Here is an 18806-nt window from a genome sequence, read left to right on the forward strand (position 1 = left end):
ATAGGCTTATTATAACCTTTTTCAACTAGGAATAAAGTAGCATTATCGGTTTTACTTTTCTTCTTGTTCTTGATATAATGGGCATTATGTAGAAAAGCCATTATTAGGTCACCATTATGTCTCCCTTTATTTTTTAGGTTTTTGAAATTATTAAATAATCGCACTTTACACAACACCAAATAAAATAATTCCTAAGAAAAGGGGGGTCCACAAAATTTATGGTCAATCCAGGAAACGTTAACCCAAGAAAATCCGTAGTGCCTTTAGCAACTGGTAGTACGAAAGACTCTGTAACTTGCTCTCTACTACCTGATTTAATCATTACCTCTTTGGCCCCAGCACAATCGCAAGAATTTTCAACTGAAATTTCTAAACAAGATGCTTATTATTTAGAAGACAATTCTATTGGAGTCACCATGTCAGTCGCGCAACACACGCTGGTTTCAGATTTAATTAAACTTCTTTTAAGCTCATTAGATTCTTCTAACAATTTCCGTTCGGATAAATGCGAGATAAATCTCACAAAACATTTTTTGGAACGACTGGAGCTTCGTTCAAATGATTTCGATGATTTTTCTCCCACTGGTTACAACAAAATCCGAAAGTACATTACGGAATTTGACAAGGTATCCATTAAATTTAGATGGAATCCAAAGGGAATAACTTATGTTTTGACATCTAACACTCATCAAAACGACAGCGTAGTAATCTCTTTGCGAAGACATCGAGGAGTTCATGTAAGAATTACCGTTAATGCGGTCACTTACTATTAAATAAAATTAAAAGGGAAGCTGCATTTAGCAGCCTCCCTTTTTTGTGGAATAATCATATAGAATCAATTATCTATTACAGTATGCTTCAACGGCATTATACTCAATCATAAACTTATCGTTCTCACCCGTTGTGTGAAGTATTTTATCACTTTTAAATTCAGTTAGAAAGCTTATTAATGTTCGCTCAACATCGTAAGGAATGAAGCTTTCGTCTAAATCACCTTCAGTATACGTGAAGTGCGGGACGTTTCTAATTATGATTTCTTTACCGTTCTGATCTTTATCGTGCAAATCTGAATAAATTCTAAACGGCTCATCATCGTAATTCAAATGACTATTATCAGAAAAGAACTCATTCAATAAATTAATCTCGCTGATTGTAGACACGTTTTACTCCTCCTTTTTCAACGATGTAGAGTTAATTAATGCTTAGTTTGCGTTCACATAGACTTAATTTGTGTTCACATAAGCTTAGTTAATGTATATAACCCTTCATTGCACTTCTAAAACATCCCGTTTTGAAAACATTTAGTAAAAAACGCCTTGTGGGATGTTATCATCTTTAAAAATATATGTCAACCTCTTTTTGTAATTAAGTTAATAATAGCACTAATTAATGACATTGTCACTGTTAAAGGGAATAATTCTAACGTTAAATAAACTTTTTTTACGTCTCGTTCACTTTTTTGCTATTTTTATACATATAAATTTCAATAGAGTTCTTCTTGTATTTTAATTATCGACCATTCCATAATTTTTTTAAGAATAAACTTAATAATGAGTGTAATTTTCTTTTCTGAGGTATATGAAAAACTACAGTATTTGAAATTAATTAATCGTCATAATAATTGATTGCGTTCACCACTCGGTCGATTACGACGTACTTATACTGATCCTGATCGTATATAAGCGCGATACGATCCCCACGCCGTAACTCGCCATTCACCGTAGCCATGCGCACTTCTCCGTCAATCTCGATTTGTATCTCATGCTTCGTCAGTCTCTCCGATAGTACGAGTTCCTCAACACCGAACAAGACACTTACGCCATCCATCGATACCTTGAGAGGGTCGTCATCTACGACAACCCCGAACTCGATATCTAGCGTCCGATTGAAACTAACTTCTTTTATTGCATCACGTAATTCCGCGGAAGCGTTTTGTATACTCAATCTTCAGCACCCCTTAGCTTACTTGTTTCTATCATCATACGGTCGAATCATTTTCGCTAGCTGGCTCGCCACTTTCGTGATATCCGCTTCTTCACGCACCACTAAGTTTTCGACTCGTAGTGTGACGCTTTGACTTGCGTCAGACATGTTTGCGCCATTCTTCGCATTTGCTACACCAGCATTCGCGTTAACGACCGGTCGGTTACCGTTACGGTTCGACAAGATGCCTGAACTGCGTAAAGTTGCCGATTGATCGGCGGTTAATACCGATTCGCCCGAATGTAGCGTCGCGCGATATCCGTGCTTCGGAACGTTGTAGAGACCGGAATAGTGGTGACCATCCGACTTCGCTCCTCCTGCTTTCTTGCCGCCTCCACCAATCTTGCTCGAGACATAATCAACGATACTGCCGACGCTAGGTAGCGTAGACTTGATTTGATCGAAAACGAGCGTGCCGATTGATGAAAGGACGCCTACTGCGCTCCGGAACGCTGATAGGAGTTTACCTGGTAAGGACGCAGCCCACTCGCCCAGCTTATTTTTGGCCGACGTGAGTTTGCTTGAGATTGTCGTCAAGATGTTCTGCATCCCGTTCGACACCGAAGTTTTTGCAGACGAGATTCCTGACGAGAAGAAGTTTTTGATGCTCGTCCATCCCGCACTCACCGTTCCTTTCGCGGCAGAGAAACCACCAGTGAAGAATCCTTTGATGGCATTGAAACCGCCCGATACCGCTGATTTGATCGAAGCGATATTACTTGAAAAGAACGACTTGATTGAAGACCAACCCGCACTAGTTGTCGCTTTCAAACCTGTGAAAAGTGCTCGACCTGCTCTTAGGATTCTACCTACTAGCAACAAATTCACGTAGCCCCAAACGGCTTGTATAGCTCCGTTAAATATTTGCTTGATGCCTGACCACATCTTCGAAAAGTCGCCTGTGAATAGACCGGTGAAGACTTTAACGCTTCCCATCAATACGTTTAAGGCGCCTGAGATGATGTCCTTGATCGCATTCCATGCGCCAACCACGATACTCTTCACAACTGCGAACCCGACGGATACTATCGGCATGATGATCGCCATTCCCGCACGAATCACGGTAGATATCGCAGTCCAAACATTAGTGAGCGCTTGAAGTATTTGTGTTCCGTTTTGTTGCCAGAACGTCTTGAGTACCGTAAGTTTCGCCTGTACGAAGCTCGTAACCGCCGTCATCGCCTGTGTCACGTATGGTGCGAGGAAGTTGAAGACCGACATTGCTGCCGCTTTAATACTGTTCCATGCCGCCGTGATTGCGTTCCGGGACGTCTCTGAACGCGAATATAGAAGGTAGAACGCGGTGCCGAGCAACGTAATACCCGCAGCTACAGCGAATGTCGTCCCGAGTACTGCAGCAAACCCGGTAATCAACGGCATCATGAGTGGTGCGGCGGCGGCGAATGCAGCACCTAACCCCGATACCAGCCCGATACCTATCGCAAGCGGCGCCAAAATGGCACTCAGTGCCGGAACAAGGATCATGAATGCGCTAGCTACCTTCGCGATCATCGGGTGAGCTTCTTGGAACTTCGCAATCATGTCGCTGACTTTCGTAATGACGTTGAATATCGGTGTCATGATCTTTGCAAATGTCTGTACGAGTGGGTCGAAAACCTTCGACACGCTCTCGGTCATCGCCTTGAACGATTCTGCGTACCCTTTGTTCGCCTCCATCGCTGACTTGTGCAACTTTCCGTAGAATGCGACTGCCGCGACACCTGCCACGAGGGCGACGCCGGTAAAGCGCATTAGTCCCTGGTTGATCATACGGGTCATGTCGCTAAGCTGCTTGAGGTTGGCAGACGGGCCTAACATCTTAACCGCAAGTGCCGCTGGTGTTCCTCGCGCAGCTATTCGAGAGAGTCCGTCCGCAACGCTTAATAGCGGCTTGTTGAGCGAATAAAGAGGATTTCCTATGCGCTCAAAGTTCGCTGAAATCTTAGATGCTTGCGAAGATCGCGCTAACACTGCACCGATGCTCGAGAAGAAGGACGCCTTTCCCAGCTCATTCGCAGCCATCATTTTCTCGGTCGTCTTCTTTTGGGCATTCCCCATCGACTCAATTTCCGAAATGAACGCCTTCGACGTACCACTATAAGCTCCGCTGCTCTGCGCTAGCTTGAAGAATCCGTGCTCCGACTTTATCAGGTCATCTCGAAGCCCAGCCATGGCTACGCGCTGTTGTGCGAAAGCCGATCGGACCTCGGCGCTCATTCGCTGCGCTTCCGCAGATGCGCCTTTCCAAACAGTGTAGATCTTCCTGCCCAACGAGTCATAGCGCACTTCTGCACCGTTAAGCGCTTGAGTCGCATCGATTGTAGATAGTCCGTTAGATAATTCGTTCGATGCAACTGACACGGTTTTCATGGATTTCGCTAACCCATTCGAAGAAGACGATACTCCCGAAAAGGTGCGCGACATCGTATCGACCGCTGAAGTCGCATTTGTCGTACTTGCTTGAAACACCCGAAGGGAACTCATTTGCCTTTTGAGTGGTGCGCTGAACTGGTCTTTCATCGAGACCATTGCTTTTAATTGAATCATCGCAGCTCACCACTAGCATCGCTACCTTCGATTTTCCACGTCACCTTTACGCCTGCGTCTTCATACTGCTTCGAGTAAGCAGTCAATGCTCCGAAGTAAAGTAGCACGTTGTATTTCGATGGTTGCTTTAGCACAACGATATTCTCAAGAACCTGCACTGACATTGCGAGCGTCAGGTGCTTTGTTCGCTCAAGATACGGCGTGAGCTTTCGTTTATCGACTTTATATTTGCGGACAAGTTCGTAAATAGCCGGATGGCCGTGAACAACAATTTCGCCAGGCTTCGTTTCAATTCGCATGTGCGATTCCTCCTAAATTAAAAGACGCCCGAAGGCGCCTTGATCAATTTGCTTCTTTTCGTTCAATCAACTCTTGCATCGCCTTTTTATAGACCCGTCATCCGGCTAGCTGCACTTTCCGTTTCTCTACATAATTGGCAACCACAACGAACCCATCCTTGGGGTTCAATCCGAGACTAATCATTTGAGCCCTTTGGCTCTCGACAAGTGCATCAATCTCTTCTTCCTCAAAACTATCCATTACCATTCGAGTCACTACTGGACGTTTCCGATTGAATAGCTTACTAAGAGGCTTTACGGACTTTCTTTTATTCAATGGCAACCGAACTAGTTGCATGTTAGCGATAGTGTTTGTTCCCAAGCCACTTTTACAGCGAAGCCCGATTATATGGTCAAGAGAAAGGTATGACTGGCTATCTGGATCCTTAAACGTCAACAGATTCCCTGAAATCGCACAACGTCCCGACTGCTTCATGTACAGTTCTGTTAGCTCTGCAGTAGTGATACGATCATCCAGCCCTAGTTCCGCAGCACTTCGATTAGCTTTCTCTGCACAACGTTGTAAACGTCCTAACAGCGTGTGACGAGCCTGTCGCTTCTTTCGGTTTGCAATCCGTCGTTTTTGGTCTTCTGTCATTTTTGCACCATTCCAATCTAGTTTTTTATATGCAAAAAGCGCCTCCCCGAAGGAAGACGCCTTTGTGTAATCAATTTGATTTTTTATACTTCTGTGTCGAAACACGTTCGTAGCCATGCGCCGTAAAGACGCGATTAAGCGTTTGGTTTTCTCGTAGAGCTCGAGTAAGCGAGTTCGGCGCAATTCCGATTGCACTGCAAATCTGCGCCTTCTTTAGCTCCGGCTCATCGTGAGTTTGCAGTAAATCAGCGATTGCTTTGACTGTATCGCTGTATTCGCCTTTTAAAATCGGTTCATGAACTATCTTCGCACCAGGGAACGCCTGTGCAATCATTGCTACAGACTCGTCAGGAACAGCTAAGAGATAGGCAGTTAACGCGTCTTCTTTTCTGCCTGGGCGCAATCTACCGATATTTTGGATTGTCGTGACACCGATGTGCGAATTGACGACGCCCTGCACTAAAGGATCCGCATAGAGAATTGAAACACTACGATCTGGCTTATAATGTCCGTCAATATGTTCATCAGGGTAGCGACTGTCTCCAATTGCGATGTTCGTGATGGCAGCGGGAATCGCGGTTCCTACCTGTAAAATGGCGTCTGCTTGCTCGTAATCGTTCACGCCTCGGCCGCTGTCATTTGGTTTATACAAAATGCTATCCGGATTAACCGCAGCAAGACGACGCATGAGCGATTCCATCGGGTCACCTTTAAACACAGACACTAAGAGCTGGTCATGATCGAGCATTAGCTCCCCCTCGACTAAATAGCGCAGTCTTTCGATGTTATCTGGACTCGATGCCCATCGTTTAGATGCAGTCACTGCGTTACAGACGCGAATAGTAAGGTTTGAGTAGTCGAATACTGGCGTCTCTGGGCGAATGATTTGAAGACTCGGTAACAGGTCGTACATTGCGTCAAACTCCGCTGTGGCATCGAAGAAAACGACATCATACGGATTCAAGGACCCAGCTAAGGACTCGAAGCAAGATAGCCCAAAATCGTTGACGGCAGCACCAAGTTTGTCGGTCATATAAACCCCATCCGACTTCGTTTGTTTCCATTCTAACCGTGCGCCAGAACGTACGACGTACTCAAAAGATTTTAATATCCGCTCGAAATCAAAGCCAAAGCGTGCTCGAGCTTGTTCAACTAGGCTTGGGGGCAACGAAAATGCTTCATTAATCGCCGGTATGCGTTTAGCATGAAATGATTCTCGTTCAGTCCGATCAATCACGTCAGACAAGTTCCGGATATGTTGACGCACATCTTCGAAGGAACGAACAGCAAAGTTAGTACCGGTGAATCGGCGAGTATTATCCACGACATTCTCTAAATTCGTCATTATCATGCTCAACGAGCTTCGTGAGATAGCATGCTCGCGTAGTAACGGAAGTTGTTCATCCACGATAATTGAACGAGTGTCTTTCAATGTACCGACAGCTCCCGTAAACTGCGCCAACCGGCTATCAAACATTCCGGAATCAAGCGCGATCCGGAACATTGCGTGTGTGAGGATTACGATTCGGAACTCATGCGCAATATCTAGCTGTCGTGTGTAATCCGTCTCGTCAACAAAGCTATCTTTACGCCGGATTGCGGTGGCCGAACCTTCGCGTGCTTCGTTTGCTGCGGTCACCAGTTCATCCACGACCTCAACGCGCGGAACTACGACGACGATAGGGTTACCGGAATACTTCGCTGTGGCTTCGATGAATCGCGTAATCAACAGCGTCTTACCTAAACCAACGTCAGCGACGATGGCGACCTTCTTGTCGTAAGAACGACGATTTACCAGGACGTCAACCATGCGATAAAAGTGCGCTTCTTGCGATTCTGTGACCGATTTACCGTTCGTCTCTAGCGTTGTAGTCACGCTTTCCACCAAATTAGTTCGGCAAAGTGTCGACTGTTTCAAAGGTCTTGAAATTAGCGTCATTTCATACCAGCCCCTTTACGATTTGCGTGCATTTTTCGCCTTTTTGCGCCAGATAATCGGTCAAAAATGCGATAATCTTGCGTTTGTTCTTCGGATCATTCGGTTGGTACGTCGGATATGAGATGATTTGATGCGTGATGTAGCGTGAGACTCCGGTTTGGCGCGAGACTTCTCGGACTGACAAGCCTGAAACGTCCAGCATTTCTTGAATGGGATTCAGCGTGCTCTCCTCCTTTGGTTGAGCCATATTGGCTAATGGAACGCAAAAAAAGCAATCCGGCAGGTGCCGAGTTGCTGAAATAATTTATGTTTAAATACCTCTTCATACTTATAGGTAACAATTAGCGCTTTTCATTCCATTTTTCATGAAAATAAATTTGGAGACAGTACATCCTCATATATACATACAACAATTCGAGCTTTTTTCAGGCAAAATACGCAAAATAAATTTAATTATTTTTATTCGCGATACCTTCTCATACTTATATGCAACAATCAGGGTTTTTTAGCGGTTATTTGTTAAAAATAAATTTAATTTTTTTGATCAGGCTACGCCTTCTCATATATACGCACAACAATTAGCATCTTTTGTACGGTTTTTACGTAAAATAAATTTATCGTTTATACATTCTCATACAGTAAGGTAACAATCGGCACTTTTTGTCGGGTTTTAAAGCAAAATAAATTTACTGCCTATATCTTCTCAATAGTACATATAACAATTGGCGCTTTTTATACTATTTTTAACGAAAATAATTCGCAACTATTTTTGGGGTGTGCTCAATGGCAACAATCCCTCATATATACATGCAACAATCCGGCGGTTTTGTGCGGTTTTTGCGCAAAATAATCTGTAGTACGTGCCCTCTCATACTTACATATAACATTTAGCGCTTTTTGCAACCTAATTACGCAAAATAATTTAAAACATAATTCCCGTCATACTTATATGCAACAATTAGCGCTTTTTATCTATTAATTCCGCAAAATAAATTTAATTATTTTTATTAGCGCTGATCTGCGGATACTATCGACTGATTTCGTTTACTCTTCTCTATAACGTAATAGAACAATTGGCGCTTTTTTCACTATTTTTTGCGTAAATAAATTTATCGTTTATACTTCCTCATATAGTAAAGACAACAATTAGCGCTTTTTGTAGGCAAATTGCGCAAAATAATTTGTAATACATACTTCTCATACTTATATGCAACATTTATCGTTTTTTGGCCCCCGATTTAGTAAAGTAATTCGCAACTATTTTTATTAACGTTGATTGTCGCCAGTTACCGGAATTGATCGTCTGCTTTTTATAGCGCCATTAATCGATTCTGTATATCGCACCTATTCATTACCAACTGCTCATAAATACGTCAGTCTACCTCGCGCGAGATTTGTCGGTAGACAAAGATCGCAGGTTCTTATATCGACATTAAAAAACAAACAGGCACTCATTAAAGTCTTTTATGGAAGAGTGTTTGTTTTTGAAGTTCAAGTACTAGTGCCGCTGTCGCGTCACACGTGTGCTAGCAATGTAATTGATTATGTCGACTATACAAGAGTTTGTTATTCGCGCGAGATTTGTCGATAGACAAAGATCGCTAGCTTTTATATCCGTAATACTGCGCTCTCTAAGACTAAGAGTACTTTTTCGCTAAAAACGCTGAAAGTCATTGGCGCTCTAAGGTCGAACGCTGTTTTGCGATTGAACGTATTTGACCCTCTTTTATCGACCAATTGAACGTATTTGACCCTATGGTGTTTAATTGCGTGTTTAATTGCGTATTTACTTCGGATTTATGACGCCTAAACTTGCGCTCTCTAAGACTAAGAGAACTTTTTGCCCGAAAAACGCGGAAACCGTTGGCGCTCTAAGGCGTAAGTCACTTTTGCAATTGAACGTATTTGTCAGTGAAATGGCGACCAATTGAACGTATTTGTCAGTCATCACGATTTAACGCGGTAAAGGATAGTGGGCCGGCATCCTGGGTAACTCGCCGATCAGCGCAACCTGGCGACCTTACTCCGGTATCCTTCCGCGGCCCTCCGCAATCCCTTACTTACTATTACGCTCCCCTTCGATTCTATGCGTGATTTACCGCCCACCAATCGTAAAAATAACAGGTGGCGATAATTGCGGGTATGTCGGGTATGGTTCGATGGTACAACGCTGGAATCGTGCTATAAACAGCGGTAAAAACGATAGACTATATTACTAGCTCTATTCTTCGCTATCCAATCGCGATTACAGCGCAACCCTTTCGTACCCATACCGATACCCTCGCTATTAACGCCACGCTCCGTTTTTCCACTTATAGCCACGAAAAAAGACGCCCTAAGGCGCCTTCTGCGGTATTGCTATTTGATTATCGATGAATCTCGACTCTTGCCTGGACTCGCTTCACCTCGACGACGACGTTTCCTAAAGTATAGATGCCGATTTGATTCGGTACCGGTCGCCATGGATCGATTAATTCGTTGTCGATAGAGAATCCTAGCGCTAGGTTAACTGCTTCTCGGACTGCTGCGCTACTTGAATCGACTCGTAACGCTTCCATTTCGACTTGCTGTCCGCCGAGCTCGTCATCGGTGATTGGCGCAGATGTCGCTGTGATAGTTTGCTCAACGCCCCATGGCAATTTGACGTGGACTTCCGTGAAGAACGATATCGATCTGGTTCCGAGTGGAATCGTCCAAGAAGAATCCAATTGCGGAATCTCGACATTAGCTATCGTACCTTGGCGTTGCGTTCGTATAAGTAATGATTTCTGCATGTTTTATTGCCCCTCCCAATCCGGATCCGGTGAAAAAGATAGACGATAAACGATGTCTGACACGTAAACCTTTATCTTTTGGCTGTGAACGATGTGTTGAATAGAACAGTATCTTAGCTTGTTATAGACGCCTTCTAAAATCTCTGCACCAAACACTTCATCACTTGCTTCGTTGATTACATATTCGGCAAACCACATTGAAACTCGCTCACGATCGATGGTTCCTAGGTTATCCCACATCTCTTCACGATCACGGTAGAATGTCGTGATACCCTCCCATCGAAAGACCGGAGTTTCGAGGATTACTTTGCCAGCGAACTCGATTCCTGATAAGTAGTCTTCCCGATCAGTCAAATCAATTGGAGTTACCTTGCTAGTCAATAGCGGAAACAATTCGCTCAATGAGTGACCTTTCGCAGGTTTTTCGTAGTTTGTCGCCACTCTATTATAAAAATACGATTTCGATAGTTGATCTGCTCTAAACTCGCTTAGTCCGAAGCTCATCGGCTCACCTCGACAGTCGCGATCATGATTTTTTTGACATTTTCGACGGTACAATTCAAAAGCTCAGATGCGTTTCTTGCGCCGACTACATATGTAACGGCCCCTTCAGTAACCCAAAAAATCCCGTAACCTTTATTCTCAATGAGTAACATAAAAAAATTCCTCCTTGTTACTTAAATGTAATTCTGTACCTTTAGTGTACACACTAGTACACACTTTATAAAGAGACTTTTTATTATTTCGGTCAATATCATAAGTATTTGTACACACTTTTTGAGATAGATTGTTATATTGGTAAAAAGGGGTGTGGGATTTATATGAGCGAAGGAAAAAACAGATTACGGAAGCGTGTTAATTTTACTCTATCGGATGAAACGCTTGCGAAGATGGATGAAATTGTGGACGCACACGGGTCAAATCGTTCGAAGCTTATTGATATTGCAGTAGCAAATGTGTACATAAGGCATCAAAAAGGATTACCACTAAAATCTGAAATAAATGACGAGTTACGCTAAATTAGCGTAACTTTTTTGATTAAAACATTTACCATAATATTGAATTTTATTGCCTCAAATTGTTTTATAATAAGTAATATGAGGAGGTGATACATCATGAAGACATACTTTATTTCTTATAACTACTTTATTAACGAAGGAAGCAACCCTTCAACTGGTTCTGGTAATATTTCTGTTCAGCGAGAAAAACCTTTTTCTAACATTGAAGAATTAAATGAATTGAGTCATCAAATCGCTAGTAGGTTTAATTACCCGAAAGATTCAGTAGTAATTATGAATTTCCAATCTCTAGAAGCATAACTTGCTCTTTCATCAATCGCCTCTTTATAGAGGCGCCTTTTTTTTCTTACTCGCAGAAAGTCGAAACGTAATTTTGGTGCGCGGATTTCTATGGCGCCAGGAAGGCGCTCAAAAAAGAGGGGCGCTTGGGGGGCGCAAGTTCTCGATCAGCACCGCAAATATCACGATGAATAAAAAACGTATTAACAACGCTACAGAACCATGTTGTGTTGCGTTAGTGTTATCGCAAGGAACGTTGGTGTTACGCCATTCGTCCGCAGTCATGCGAGTACTTGCGTATGCATGCGATATACATAGCGTTGAAACACCGCATAGTTGCGTCGATTGGCGCCTGTATAGAGCACCTTTTATGCAACAAATATACAGTGGATTAGTTGCCTCAAAAATAAATAGTGGCCGTCTATCTGAAGCTGTGTGCGGACGTAGAGTGTAGAAAAGTATAACTGTTTTTTTCTGACTCCTACTATATTACGCCAGCACAAAACACCCATTACACTCTATCCTCGAAATTAAATTTACCTGCGCATCCTACGCCCGGTACGGATTAAACCGGAACGAAACGGACATCTCGATTTCCATATCCTTCTATAATACGTACTTAGCGAAGTATCATGTCCGCACTCATCCGACTTCACCGATAGAACACTCATTGATAATACTGCGAGCCCGCACCAATCCTTCGCCTGAAGCGTACTTCTGCGCCACATAGCGCCCATACACGATTGCTGCGTATCCGGACACCCCTTCGCCTTCTGCTTCTTCCATCGCTAACTCAGCGGCCATCTGAGCCATTTCATCGCATACTAACGAAGTGACGACGTTTAAAAAGTACCCAGCGATGCTGCGAATGTTCTTCTTCTTCGCGACATAGGCAGTACGGATGGCTGCAGATTCAATCTGACGAATATATGCGAGTAGATCAAAATTGCGGACGAGTAAAGGGAACTGGCGTGATAAAACGGATCTGACGTGATTGGCGATACCTTTCGTTAGCAACTCGAGTCTCTGTTCAACCGGAATCGCTAACGGCTGTATTGCCCTCGTCAGTTCTGTTTCCACGTTAAAGGCGCTCAATATTTCATTCGGAGTAGCATCGAATGTTTTAGAGCTTGAAGAAAAAGAGCTTAAAAGAGAAGAAATTAATGGTGACTCATTTCGGCTATGTCCTTGTGAATCATTTTCGATAGTTCCTTGCGAATCATTCGCCGGTTGCGCATCTTCGAATTGCGACACTCCGTTATCTATTTCGTTAGTAGCCGCTGTTTCTTCGATTGGTAAGGGCAGTATACGGACTATATTCGAAGTCTGACGGTTATCAGAGCGTCGTTTAGCGTTATGTACCTCGATCATGCCAAGTGTGCGGAGCTTCTTAAAAGCGCGGAATATCGTTGCACGACCGCATCCGACGATAGTGGCGAGTTTGTTCGCAGACAAATAAGCTACGCCGATATAGCGCAAAGCAAATTGATTTAACCGGTAGTACACCTCACGCTCTAATTTCGTTAGTTGATCGCCGTTCAGCATTACTTGCGCCCAGTACGTCGCATTGAGGTCTTCTACGCTATCATGCGTCGTCATTGAGGCTAGTGTTTCGGAGTTAAGTATGTGAGTGATATTTTTAAGTGACATTAGTATAGGCTCCCTTTTCGGAGCATCCATGCAAAATAACGCATCACTATATTATTGTGTGGCGTTACTAGCTTGCTTTTTGAGTGAATATTTCTTACACTAGAACTAGAGATTGGTGTTCATGTGTCGTCTGCCCCTGCCAGGGCTTACGTATTCCGCATGGACGCTTTTTTGTGTTCAGAATCTACTTCCTTTGGATAATTTTCGGAATTTGCGAATAGCAGATGCTCTCTCGTGAACGTTTTGTACGTCGGTATCCGTCATCTGTACGTAACGCCTTGTCATAGTGACGCTAGAGTGCCCGAGTAAGCGCATTAGCGTATAAGCATCACCACCGTTCAGCACATAGTTCCTAGCTGCAGTGTGTCGCCACGTATGAGCAGACGTGCGTATTCGCTTTTCAACCCCAGTCACTTCTCCGTAAAACTTCAACCTTTTATTCATGTTGTTAGGGTGCATTGGCACTCCATTAGTTGACATAAAAAAATGCTCTGCATCAGGGAAATGAAAAGTTGCTTCAGCTTGTAATTCCTCTAATAAATCCAATACTTCTTTAGAAATAGGGACAACACGTCCCTTACGATTCTTTGCCTTGTCACCATTAATATAGAGACTTCTTGTTTTATAATTGATATCTGAAAATCGAAGACCTGTAGCCTCATTATTACGCACCCCAGTATCCAACAACAAAAACTGAAATACATAATCTCGAAACCCTACGAAAGTGCGTTGATCGCACGCATCTAGTAACGCAGTCACTTCGTCATCCGTGAAGGACTGAATCACATCGTCATCCGTTCGCTGGCGCCGTATGTTCGCCGTAGGATTCTTCTCAACCATCTTTTCTTCTTCGAAGTAGTTGAACATCGCTCTTAAGTTGCGAATTGCTCCGTTAACAGAGTTAGCAGACAGCCCTTTACCAAAATTCTTCTTTCCTAACGAAGGATGATCACCGTAACGCGGCGCTTCTTCCGTTAAATAAAGAACGAACTCTCGGACATGCGTATTTTCAACATCCGATACAAACATCACTTCGGGATACTTTTCGCGAAGCCATCCGTCAAACTTTCGCCAAGTTAACGAGTATGCTTCGACAGTTGCCGGTCTTAAATTCCGAGCTTTTCTAGACTCAAAAAATTCGCTGACTGCCCGATCTAACGCGACATTCAAATCAGCCTTAATTATGGCGTCTTGCTTTCTCCCCTTACCGATTGGCGCACGCAACGTTCTGCGCACGCCTCCACCATTCATCGTTCTTCTTTTAGCCATAAAAAATAGCGCCTCCCATCGTTTTACCGATAGAAGACGCATTAGCGCGGTGCTCACGTAGTAATAATCAATCTTATCCTTCGACATTATCACCCTTCGCATCCCTGCGCTCATTTGCGTCAGTTAGCGCTCAGTAGGCGACTAACTTAACAGCCACCCGGTGTCCCGGCATTCGTTGCCGTCCGGAACGAAGTCCCGCAACCGCATGTTGCGATGGCATTCGGATTCGTGATCGTGAATCCGCCGCCAAGCATCGACTGTTTATAATCGATTTCCAGTCCTTTGACGACCGGGTAATCTTTTTCGTCCACGATGACGGTCACGCCGTGCTGTTCGAAAACGAGATCCGTTTCTTTCTGTTGGTCGAATCCCATTCCGTACGACAGACCACTACATCCACCACCTTGGACGAGCATCCGAAGATTCCGTTCATCTGCTGGTGCCTGCGCCATCATGTCCTGGACTTGTAGCGCTGCTGCCTCCGTTAAATGGATCATGTCATCACCTTCCTTTTCTTTAGTATACGCAACTTCTGAGCGAATCGAAACCTAGTTGCTTGAAACTATCTTGAATTCGTTGTATAAATGGTATGTACAATAAAATAATCGTTCCATCTTCAGGGCAGGGTGAAATTCCCGACCGGCGGTAAACAACTCATATGAGTTGAAGCCCGCGAGCGAATAGGGCGCTATTTGCTGATTCTGTGTAATTCAGGAGCCGACAGTACAGTCTGGATGGGAGAAGATGGCGGCATGAGTTTGAATTTGATCGATTTTGCAATAATCGATTAGGTTTATTTAATGCGGACTTCTCCCCTGTTGATCTCATCAATAGGGGTTTCTTTATGGTCGCAGTCATGCCAATACTTCATCGAGAGGAACGAGCAAAAGGAGACAATACTCGTATGAAACGCACACAAAAAATGGTCACTCTGTCAATGTTAGGTTCAATCTCATTTGTTCTTATGCTTATCAATTTTCCACTACCGTTCTTACCAAACTATCTGAAGATCGACTTCAGTGATGTTCCTGCTCTTGTCGCAGCGATCATGTTCTCACCGGTCGCAGGTGTCATCGTCGAAGCATTGAAGAACGTGTTATACTACATCTTCCGCGGAAGTGGTGTTCCGGTCGGAGAATTCGCGAACTTCGCTGCAGGCGTCGCATTCGTACTACCTGTCAGCTGGTTCTACCACAAAAAGAAATCAACACAAGGTCTCGCAACTGGTCTCGTCGCTGGTACGATCACGATGGCACTCGGTCTTGCGATCCTCAACTATATCTTGATCCTTCCAGCGTATGCATGGTTCCTCGGTATGGATTACATGGCGGATCCAGCTGTCAAATGGACAGCGATCACTGCCGGTATCTTACCGTTTAACGTCATCAAGGCTTTGTTCATCTCGGCACTCTTCATTCCATTGTTCTTGAAACTACGCCCATGGATGATGCGCCGCCAACAATCTGCCTGATCCGAAAAGCTGCGCCCGCTGACGGACACGAATCCCCTCGTTCAGACGAACGAGGGGATTTTTTTGGCTGTCCATGCTCACAGCTCATTCTCTTCGATTTTCAGGTAAATCTTTTCAAGCAACTCTTCCGGCGTTTCACCTACGACGGTCTCACCATCTACGAGACAAAAATGGTCAAGCGAACAAATCCCGCAATAACCGAGGCAACCGTATTCGACGACGTCAACATTCGGGTCACGTTCAAGTTGCTCCATGACGACCTGTGTACCAGCCGCTAAGTTACTAATACAAAATTCAATAATCGGATTCACTTTTTTTCCTCCTTCAAGCAGGAAACGACCTGCCTCATGTCGTATTATACAAGGTCAGACTGATTTAGGGGAACTAAGGGGGATTTTACGTTATGAAGCAATTGATCGTACTCGGCGGAGGTTATGGTGGAATGCGGATTTGTGAGCGATTCAAGGACGAGGAAGTTGCCGTCACGCTCGTCGACCGTCTACCGTACCACGCACTCAAAACGGAATATTACGCACTCGCAGCAGGTACATTATCAGATCGGGATGTCCGGATTGAATTTCCGGAGGGGAAACATCTTACTTATAAATATGGACATGTCATTAAAATTTCACCAGAGACGAATACGGTCCACCTGCAGGACGGATCAGAATTATTCTATGATGACTTGATCATCGCCCTCGGTTGCGAGGATAAATACCACAACATTCCGGGTGCTCAAGAGTTTACATACAGCATCCAGACACTTGAAGAATCGCGCAAGACACAGCAAGCGATCTGTGGTCTGTCACCGGGGTCCGTCGTCTCGATCGTCGGTGCTGGTCTATCTGGTGTCGAACTCGCCAGTGAACTGCACGAGAGCCGGAAGGATTTGACGATTCGTTTGTTCGACCGCGGTCCATCCGTTTTATCATTCTTATCCGACAAAGTCTCATCTTACGTTCAGGAATGGTTCGAGGAGCATGACGTGGAAGTCATCAACAATTCGAACGTCACGCTCGTCACAGCGGACGACGTGCGTAACGGCGACGATACGTACCCGTCGGACTTGACGATTTGGACGGCAGGTACGCAACCGGTCAAAGTCGTTCGTGATCTCGGCTTTGCTGCAGACAGTGGTGGTCGGATCAAATTGACGGAACATCATCACGTACCAGAATACGATAACGTCTTCGTCATCGGCGATTGTGCCAGCTTGCCTTATGCGCCAAGCGGTCAACTCGCAGAACATCAGGCAGAACAAGTCGTCGACGTCTTGCAAGCGAAATGGCAAGGGAAGAAATTGCCGAAACTGCCAGAAATCAAACTACGCGGGATGCTCGGATCGCTCGGAAAATCAGACGGTTTCGGGATCGTCATGGGCAAGCAAGCTCTGACGGGGAAAGTCCCACGTCTCTTGAAGTCCGGTGTCTTATGGAAACACAAAAAGATTAAATGAGCAAAAGAGGTGTCCCGATCTTGGGATACCTCTTTTTCATTCATCCCGTCTGACTTAACTTTGCATCAATCGCTGCCGTAATCGTCTTCAGCTTGACGTACCCCTCGTCAATCATCTCATCATCAAGCACGATCAATGGATAAAAATAGACATCCTCTTTCAGCGCTTCCGTCCATTGATCCGCTGTCGCTGTCTCGAAATCGACATAGCGTAGCGTCATCGCTTGCTCATATTTTCGCCCGAGGACGGCTTGTAGCCAACTGAACGTCTCTTCCGAGCTGGGTGCCCCGACACAACTCGGACAAGTGACCGCTGTCCCGTAAACCGTGATTTCCATCTTGAAGTCCCCCTTTTCAATTCTCTCCTCTTTAGTATACAAGTTTTCCAGATTGAGAACATTTTTCAACCCTGTTACAATGAAACTATACGAAAGGATGTGTTTACGCATGGAAATGTTTGATCAAGTGAATGAAGTTCTTGAAAAATTGCGTCCGTTCCTTCTTCGTGATGGAGGAGACGTTGAACTCGTAGATGTAGAAGACGGAATCGTAAAACTCCGTTTGATGGGAGCTTGTGGTAGCTGCCCAAGTTCAACCATCACATTGAAGGCCGGTATCGAACGTGCCCTTCTTGAAGAAGTCGCTGGCGTCGTTGAAGTCGAACAAGTCTTCTAATACATGAAATCCCGAACGAATTCTCGTTCGGGATTTTTTGATTCATAGAATCCATTCTGCTAATGTATCGACCATGTATGTCGGTTGACGATCCTGACCTTGAATGAAGACTGGTGTATGGACGCCAGAATTGACGTGCATCGTCCGGATGCCTCCATTGATTCCGAATAGAATATCCGTATGGTAGTTATCCCCGACCATGATGACGTCTTCTTTTGACAGACCAATCATCTCCGTTGCGATATCGACCATGACCGGTTCCGGTTTACCGATGAAGAACGGTTCCTTCTCCGTCGTCACGCGCAGTACGGACGTCAAGGCACCGTTTCCTGGTAAGAATCCACGTTCTGTCGGAATGGCGATGTCTCCGTTCGTCGAGATGAAGCGAGCACCGGCACGAATCGCGAGGGCACCGACAGCGAGTTTTTCATACGTGATTTGACGGTCGAGACCGATGACGACGTAATCTGCCGCTTCGGTTGCGACAACGTCTAACCCTTCCCGTTCAAGCGCATCAATCAGTCCTGTCTCACCTATGGCATAGACGCGTGCTTTCGGTGATAGATCAGCGATATAACGACCAGTCGCCATCGCACTCGTCAAGACGTGTTTCGCATCGGAATGAACACCCATCCCGCGTAATTTCTCCGCCACGGCTTCTGCCGTCATCGACGCATTATTCGTCACGAACAAATACGGAATGCCTTCTGCTTGCAGACGATTGACGAAATCGACCGCTTCTTTTACCGGTTCCGTTCCGTTATACATCGTTCCATCTAAATCAAATAAATAGCCTTTTGCCTTCATCC

General features: G+C 44.6%; 21 protein-coding genes and 1 riboswitch. Of the genes, 6 read left to right on the forward strand and 15 right to left on the reverse strand.

All coding sequences use genetic code 11. From position 1 onward, the window contains the following. Positions 1-218: 218 nt before the first annotated feature. Complete coding sequence (locus tag B3G15_RS10975; protein WP_290720871.1) at positions 219-773, forward strand: hypothetical protein; 555 nt, start codon at positions 219-221, stop codon at positions 771-773. Positions 774-839: 66 nt separating this feature from the next. On the opposite strand, the gene B3G15_RS10980 is transcribed toward B3G15_RS10975, so the two are convergent. From B3G15_RS10980 to B3G15_RS11020, 9 genes are all read right to left on the reverse strand, one after another. Beyond that, a complete protein-coding gene (locus B3G15_RS10980) occupies positions 840-1160 on the reverse strand; it encodes a hypothetical protein (protein ID WP_290720874.1) in 321 nt (106 codons plus the stop codon). A gap of 445 nt (positions 1161-1605) precedes the next feature. After that, positions 1606-1944: a DUF2577 family protein gene (locus B3G15_RS10985; RefSeq protein ID WP_290720877.1), complete on the reverse strand. Its 339-nt coding sequence runs from the start codon at positions 1942-1944 to the stop codon at positions 1606-1608. 18 nt (positions 1945-1962) lie between these two features. Next, positions 1963-4200 carry a phage tail protein gene (locus B3G15_RS10990; protein ID WP_290720880.1) on the reverse strand — a complete coding sequence of 746 codons (2238 nt, stop codon included), beginning with the start codon at positions 4198-4200 and terminating at the stop codon, positions 1963-1965. A 326-nt stretch (positions 4201-4526) separates the two neighbouring features. Beyond that, complete coding sequence (locus tag B3G15_RS10995) at positions 4527-4829, reverse strand: hypothetical protein (RefSeq protein WP_290720884.1); 303 nt, start codon at positions 4827-4829, stop codon at positions 4527-4529. A gap of 707 nt (positions 4830-5536) precedes the next feature. Further along, positions 5537-7405: a DEAD/DEAH box helicase gene (locus B3G15_RS11000; protein ID WP_290720887.1), complete on the reverse strand. Its 1869-nt coding sequence runs from the start codon at positions 7403-7405 to the stop codon at positions 5537-5539. A 1-nt stretch (position 7406) separates the two neighbouring features. Next, the gene (locus B3G15_RS11005; RefSeq protein WP_290720889.1) at positions 7407-7589 is read right to left on the reverse strand and encodes a hypothetical protein; all 183 of its coding nucleotides are present in this window, start codon (positions 7587-7589) and stop codon (positions 7407-7409) included. Between the two features lie 2182 nt (positions 7590-9771). Beyond that, the gene (locus B3G15_RS11010; RefSeq protein WP_290720891.1) at positions 9772-10179 is read right to left on the reverse strand and encodes a hypothetical protein; all 408 of its coding nucleotides are present in this window, start codon (positions 10177-10179) and stop codon (positions 9772-9774) included. Positions 10180-10182: 3 nt separating this feature from the next. Then, positions 10183-10683 (reverse strand): hypothetical protein, encoded by a 501-nt coding sequence (locus B3G15_RS11015; protein ID WP_290720894.1) that lies wholly within the window; start codon positions 10681-10683, stop codon positions 10183-10185. Then, positions 10680-10835, reverse strand: coding sequence for a hypothetical protein (locus B3G15_RS11020; RefSeq protein ID WP_290720897.1), 156 nt, complete (start codon positions 10833-10835; stop codon positions 10680-10682). The genes B3G15_RS11015 and B3G15_RS11020 overlap by 4 nt, the downstream gene beginning before the upstream one ends. A gap of 165 nt (positions 10836-11000) precedes the next feature. On the opposite strand from B3G15_RS11020, the gene B3G15_RS15995 reads away from it, so the two are divergent. Together B3G15_RS15995 and B3G15_RS11025 are read left to right on the forward strand one after the other, a co-directional pair. Next, positions 11001-11198 carry a ribbon-helix-helix protein, CopG family gene (locus B3G15_RS15995; protein ID WP_414651119.1) on the forward strand — a complete coding sequence of 66 codons (198 nt, stop codon included), beginning with the start codon at positions 11001-11003 and terminating at the stop codon, positions 11196-11198. A gap of 96 nt (positions 11199-11294) precedes the next feature. Then, a complete protein-coding gene (locus B3G15_RS11025; protein ID WP_290720899.1) occupies positions 11295-11498 on the forward strand; it encodes a hypothetical protein in 204 nt (67 codons plus the stop codon). A 621-nt stretch (positions 11499-12119) separates the two neighbouring features. Here B3G15_RS11025 and B3G15_RS11030 read toward each other — a convergent pair. From B3G15_RS11030 to B3G15_RS11040, 3 genes are all read right to left on the reverse strand, one after another. Then, positions 12120-13127 carry a hypothetical protein gene (locus tag B3G15_RS11030; protein WP_290720902.1) on the reverse strand — a complete coding sequence of 336 codons (1008 nt, stop codon included), beginning with the start codon at positions 13125-13127 and terminating at the stop codon, positions 12120-12122. Positions 13128-13304: 177 nt separating this feature from the next. Further along, entirely contained in the window at positions 13305-14396 is a 1092-nt protein-coding gene (locus tag B3G15_RS11035; protein ID WP_290720905.1) for a tyrosine-type recombinase/integrase, read from the reverse strand. 146 nt (positions 14397-14542) lie between these two features. Continuing rightward, the gene (locus B3G15_RS11040; protein ID WP_029342414.1) at positions 14543-14893 is read right to left on the reverse strand and encodes a HesB/IscA family protein; all 351 of its coding nucleotides are present in this window, start codon (positions 14891-14893) and stop codon (positions 14543-14545) included. Between the two features lie 111 nt (positions 14894-15004). Beyond that, positions 15005-15146: riboswitch (FMN riboswitch) on the forward strand. A gap of 154 nt (positions 15147-15300) precedes the next feature. Here B3G15_RS11040 and B3G15_RS11045 point away from each other — a divergent pair. Further along, positions 15301-15867, forward strand: a complete 567-nt coding sequence (locus B3G15_RS11045) for an ECF transporter S component (protein ID WP_029342415.1) — start codon at positions 15301-15303, stop codon at positions 15865-15867. Between the two features lie 77 nt (positions 15868-15944). Here the strand turns inward: B3G15_RS11045 and B3G15_RS11050 are convergent, their stop codons facing one another. Beyond that, entirely contained in the window at positions 15945-16178 is a 234-nt protein-coding gene (locus B3G15_RS11050) for a YuzB family protein (RefSeq protein ID WP_023469141.1), read from the reverse strand. Between the two features lie 92 nt (positions 16179-16270). Between B3G15_RS11050 and B3G15_RS11055 the strand changes: the two genes are divergently transcribed. Further along, positions 16271-17323: an NAD(P)/FAD-dependent oxidoreductase gene (locus B3G15_RS11055; protein WP_214852642.1), complete on the forward strand. Its 1053-nt coding sequence runs from the start codon at positions 16271-16273 to the stop codon at positions 17321-17323. Positions 17324-17363: 40 nt separating this feature from the next. Here the strand turns inward: B3G15_RS11055 and B3G15_RS11060 are convergent, their stop codons facing one another. After that, the gene (locus tag B3G15_RS11060; RefSeq protein ID WP_047393437.1) at positions 17364-17660 is read right to left on the reverse strand and encodes a DUF1462 family protein; all 297 of its coding nucleotides are present in this window, start codon (positions 17658-17660) and stop codon (positions 17364-17366) included. A 109-nt stretch (positions 17661-17769) separates the two neighbouring features. Here B3G15_RS11060 and B3G15_RS11065 point away from each other — a divergent pair, with 109 nt between their 5' ends. Further along, positions 17770-17997, forward strand: coding sequence for a NifU family protein (locus B3G15_RS11065; RefSeq protein WP_012371190.1), 228 nt, complete (start codon positions 17770-17772; stop codon positions 17995-17997). 42 nt (positions 17998-18039) lie between these two features. On the opposite strand, the gene B3G15_RS11070 is transcribed toward B3G15_RS11065, so the two are convergent. Continuing rightward, positions 18040-18804, reverse strand: coding sequence for a TIGR01457 family HAD-type hydrolase (locus B3G15_RS11070; RefSeq protein WP_023469144.1), 765 nt, complete (start codon positions 18802-18804; stop codon positions 18040-18042). Positions 18805-18806 lie beyond the last annotated feature (2 nt).

The organism is Exiguobacterium sp. UBA1053 (assembly GCF_002316465.1).
GTDB classification, from domain to species: Bacteria; Bacillota; Bacilli; order Exiguobacteriales; family Exiguobacteriaceae; genus Exiguobacterium_A; species Exiguobacterium_A abrahamii.